4 protein-coding genes are annotated in these 4,644 nt (G+C 67.8%); 1 reads left to right on the forward strand and 3 read right to left on the reverse strand.

The annotated features are described in order from the left end of the window. Positions 1-187: 187 nt before the first annotated feature. Positions 188-1,408, forward strand: a complete 1,221-nt coding sequence (locus CCN42_RS31660; RefSeq protein WP_245877557.1) for a hypothetical protein — start codon at positions 188-190, stop codon at positions 1,406-1,408. 66 nt (positions 1,409-1,474) lie between these two features. On the opposite strand, the gene CCN42_RS31665 is transcribed toward CCN42_RS31660, so the two are convergent. Genes CCN42_RS31665 through CCN42_RS31675 form a run of 3 tightly spaced genes read right to left on the reverse strand, consistent with a single transcriptional unit; the run spans position 1,475 to position 4,491 of the window. Further along, on the reverse strand, positions 1,475-2,014 hold the full coding sequence (locus tag CCN42_RS31665; protein WP_086740752.1) for a hypothetical protein: 540 nt from the start codon (positions 2,012-2,014) through the stop codon (positions 1,475-1,477). Continuing rightward, the gene (locus CCN42_RS31670) at positions 2,011-4,077 is read right to left on the reverse strand and encodes a hypothetical protein (protein ID WP_086740754.1); all 2,067 of its coding nucleotides are present in this window, start codon (positions 4,075-4,077) and stop codon (positions 2,011-2,013) included. Before CCN42_RS31670 ends, CCN42_RS31665 begins: the two co-directional genes overlap by 4 nt. Positions 4,078-4,083: 6 nt before the next feature. Then, positions 4,084-4,491, reverse strand: a complete 408-nt coding sequence (locus tag CCN42_RS31675; RefSeq protein ID WP_143662076.1) for a hypothetical protein — start codon at positions 4,489-4,491, stop codon at positions 4,084-4,086. Positions 4,492-4,644: the final 153 nt, after the last annotated feature.

Below are 4,644 nucleotides of genomic sequence, written 5' to 3' on the forward strand. Positions count from 1 at the left end.
CGCCCCTGATCAGGGGCGACGAGTACTGTGGGACTCGCTTCCGGTCCTCCCGGCGGGAGGCGCGCAGCATCAACACTCGACCGAGCAACTCGGACAGTCTGCCATAAGGTGCAGGCCGGACGCCAATCGAGCCGAGGAGAATACCCCGAAGGTGACGTAGGTCAAACACCTGGCACCCTTGACGGTCATGGACATGCAGGACAGCGGGCGTTCCTGGCTGAACCGCCTCTGGTGCGGAACGGCCGTCCTCGGCATCGGCGCGAGCCTCTGGGCGTTCTGGCTCACCTACGACGACTCCCGCGACCGCGCGGCGAGCGCACGGGAGATCGCTCAGGCCTGCGCGGGACTGGTGTCCGGCGAGGACGTCATGGATCTGCGCGGCGGGACGGTGCGGGCCGCGACGGACGGGGCCATCACCCCGGAGGCGCCCGCGCCCGGCTGGTGCCAGGTCTACGGCGTACCCGGACCGGGCAGGTCCGAGGGCCTGCTGACACTGAGCGTCCGCACGTCGGCCGACGGAGAACCGTTGCACACCGTCGGGGACGAGGTGAGCCGGGAGCCCTTCACGTACGACTTCGGCGAGGGGGACCCCACCCGGCGCGCCGACCGGCCCGACGGCAGGCCTTTGGGCGACGGTTCCCTCGGGTCGTACACCGACCGGTCCGTCACCGTGCGCGCGGAGTGCGCCGCCGGCACCTCGGACGAGGGGCCCGGCCTGTTGACCGTCACGGCCCGCGCGGACTACGACGACGTCTCCGGCGAGGACCTCTCCCGGCTGGCGTCCCTCGCACACGGGGCGACGGAACGGGCCGCCGCCGCCCTGAGCTGCGAGACCCGCCTGCCGGAGCTGCCGGACCGCCTGGATCCGCCGTCCCGGTCACTGGGCGCGGCGGACACCGCGGACGGGTCCTGCGCCTGGTACGGCCGTCACCCGGACCGCGCCGAGGAGCCCAGGCTCCCCGACCGCGCCCTGGACCTGCCCACCGCGCCGCGGGCCGCCGAGGAGTACTGCCTGCTGGCGATGAGCCCCGACCGGGTCCGCAGCGTCCCGCTGAAGCACGAGGACGCCGCCGACTACGGCAACAGCGCCGTCACGCACTCGCCGTGGTGGCTGCGCACCGCCTCGTACTTCGGCGCCGACGCGCGCTCGGTCGGCCGTGACGACCTCCGCGACGAGTACCGCGCCCTCGCCCCCGGCACCGCCGGAGTCCACAGGAGCGGCGTGCTGTGGGCCTCGTCGGTCTGCGACGGCGAGCCCGCGCTGCACACCCTGACACTCAGCTACACCTACGACGGCCTCCTCGCCGAACTGAGGAAACCCCTGTTCGAGGCCTACGTCACCGACATCACCGACCGCCGCGGCTGCACGGACGTGAAGCTGCCGAGGGAGTCGGACTACCGGGACTGACGGTGGAGGCGGCGGCGGCACCCATCCGCGAACGGAGGCGTCGCAGGAACGGACGTGTCAACCCACTCAGTCGCACGACAAGGCTTTCACTGCGGCAGGGAAGTATGCACGCATGAATTTCTCGATGTCCTTGCGACGCCGTTCATCCGTGATCCTCACCTCCGGCAGATGAAGTTCGACAATCAAATGTGTGTTACGGCCGACAATGCACGGCCCCGACACAATCGCGCCATTTCTGCCGACGATCGCTTCTTCCGCGATATTCACCGGCCGCCACTGCGAAACATCCTCGAAGATGGGATCGAACTCGGATCGCCCAGCGAGTCCAGGGGCAGCATCGGAGTAATAGAAGTGAAGTCGCAGGACCGGTTTTCCGTCAGAATAGAGAGTACAAGGGGCTGAGATCGCCTCGGACCGATCCAACTGGTTGACCTCGGCCAAGTCGTCCGTGGACGTGAGCACCGGGCGGAGCAGCGCCCGGTCGACCTTGGTACCACACAGTGCCTCCGGGAGCTGCTCGCCCTCCGAACGGCCACATGCGGTCGCGACGACGGACATCGCCAGTGTGAAGAGCACCGTCAATCCACGCTGCTTGAAAGACCTCACGTCGCCGACTTTCCGGATACCCCTTGTGCGTGCTTGATCCCGTCCTCGGTGGACTCGTTGATCTGTTTCTGGATGTCGTAGGGATCCCGAGGAGGCGACTCGTGGGTGGCCTGCCATTCTCTGGCCAGCGCCATCAGCTGCCCATTCCGGCTGGCATATTCCGCGATATTCTGGGCGGTCGTCTGATCTTCCAGCCTTCGCTGCTCATCCTCCAGCCACTTTTCGGTGACATAGTCGAACCCTGCCTGTACATCGCTCGAAATTACGGGGATATGACTGATGGCTCTGTCGACCAGCGCCTTGCCCTCTACCTCTGGCTTCTCCGGATCACCCGCTGCCTGGACGCGCGCCTCCTCGAGGAAGCCGATCGTCCGTCCCGCCCTGTCCAGCGACTCAGTTGATCCCTTGGGTCCGTCATCATGGATGTCGGCCACCATCGCCTGGTTCAGTCCGCCGTTCAGCGTGCTGTAGGCGTCCGAGTCCTTGGAGATCTGCTTACTGACCTCGAAGAGATCGGTCTGGTCGATCGGTGACTCGGCGATGGCGATGCTGCTCATCGAACGGTGCACGGTTTCCCCGTGATTGATCAGAACGTTGGCCATCGGCTCCCTGAGGGACGGCGGGAAGTCGTCCCCACTGTCCGCGAACAGCGTGATCGCCGACTTGAAGACCGCGTCATTGCGCTCGCTGTGCTCCACGTAGCGGGCGTTCTCGTCCGAGGGGTCGATGCCCGTCGCGGCGGCCTGGAGGGCCGCCCCGAAGCCGGCGCGGGTGTCGGCGTCCTCGCCCGGGGTGTACGTGCTGGCCTTCGGTCCCTCGTGTTCGTGCAAGGTGACGTCCCAGTCCCGTTCCTTGACCAGGTACGTCATCTTGTCCTCGGAGCTGAGGTAGCGCGCCGCCGCGTCGGGATCGCGGCTCATGATGCCGAGCATCCCGTCCACCGGGTCGTTGGCGAACCAGCCGTTGCCCTCTCCGGCGTACTCGTGCTTCAGCTGCCAGATGCCGGAGTCCTTCTTCTCCGCGGCGATCATGTCGTCGGTGAGGTCACCGAGCATCTCGGGCGCGTATCCGTGGCCCTTCTGCATGAGGGTGACGAGGGACTGGTAGCCGACGGCCTTGTCGAGGCGTGCGCCCTGGACGTCGGTGGCGTGCCGTTCGACGCCGGCCTTGCGCATGTCCTCGCGCCAGTCCTCGTACCACGGAGACTTGGTGTCCCTGGTCGCCGAGGCGAGGGCGTTGGCCAGGCCGGTCTCGATCGTGGAGTAATCGCGGACGCGGTCCCCGCCCTGCACGTGGATCAGGTCGTTCAGCTCGTTGGTGAGCTTGATCGTGCCGGTGGCTCCCAGGCCGTCGAGGAGTGTCCGGGAGAAAGCCGGGTCGTCGCCGTTGTCGCGGAACGTCCGCCTGAGCTCGGCGAGCTCCTTGTCCGTGAGGCGGTCTCCCCTGCCGAGCTTCTTCAGTGCCTCCTCGGCAGCCTGGCCCTCGTACTTCTCGACATCGCTCTGCGCCTCGCCGTTGAAACCGCGGCCACCGGCGATGACGCTCTCGTCGATCACCACCGCCTGGAGGGCGATCCGCACGCCGGCGTCCGCGTCCGTGACGTCCTGGACGGCCTTGTTGATGCGGTCCTGCCATGACTGGACGGCTTCCCGGTACCCGGGGTCATGGTGGACGGCCCTGCGCTCGGCCTCAGACATCCGCTCGATGTCCAGGCTGACGAACCCCTGGTCGGAGACCTTCATTCCCGCGTCGACGGCTTCCTGCCGCGCCGTCTTCAGCCGGCCCCGCAGCTCGACGAACTGGGTGTGGGCATCTCGCAGCAGACCGGCGACGGCCTCGGCCTCGGTCTGGGCGTACTGGAACTGCTTGAGGGTGATGTCGAAGCGGGCGTTGGCCGCGTCCGCGCTGAGGCCCGCCCAGGTGGTGCCCATGGAGATGCCGTGCACCTCCCGTTCGTAGGCCTTCTCCTGCTTGGCGAACTCCCCCGCCATGCCGTCCCAGCTCTTCGCGGCAGCCGTGAGCGCGGAGAGGTCGGCGGTCATGATCTCGTGGTAGGTGGGCACGACCGGTCACCGCCCCTGGGAGTAGGTGTCGAAGACCGAGATCTGCTGTGCGGCCCCGCGCACCGTGAGGTCGGAGCCGACCAGCGTCGTGTTGGCCCGCCGCAGGGCGTCCTTCTCCGAGCCGAGTCGGTCCAGCAGGTTCTTCACCTGATCACCCCATGTCTCGTGGGCCTTCTTCAGGGCCGTCGACGTGTCCCAGCCGTTGCCGTCCTTCGGCCCGAACGCCTTCACCGCGCTCTCCGTGTCCACGTCCGCGTGGCGTCCCGCCTTCGCGGTGTCCGGCTCGATGCCGTCCTCGATGGCCCTGGCCGCGGCCTTCTTCTCGGCCGGCGAGGAGGCCACGTCCTTGCGCCCGCCCGACGGGCCGGTTCCTCCCTGATCGGCTGGAAGCTGGTTCAGCCTCGTCTCCGTCATCGCTCCGCCGCCTCCCCGTTGGCTTCACGTCCAGCGCATGCGCCGACGTCGTACCGATCAGCGGTCAGTACCGTATCGCCTCCTTCGCGAGCGGCCATAAACCGGTCAACCGGGCTGTTTTCGCCCCGGCTCATGGGGGCTCGCGACGTCGCG

This window comes from Streptomyces glaucescens (genome assembly GCF_002154375.1).
Taxonomy (GTDB): Bacteria; Actinomycetota; Actinomycetes; order Streptomycetales; family Streptomycetaceae; genus Streptomyces; species Streptomyces glaucescens.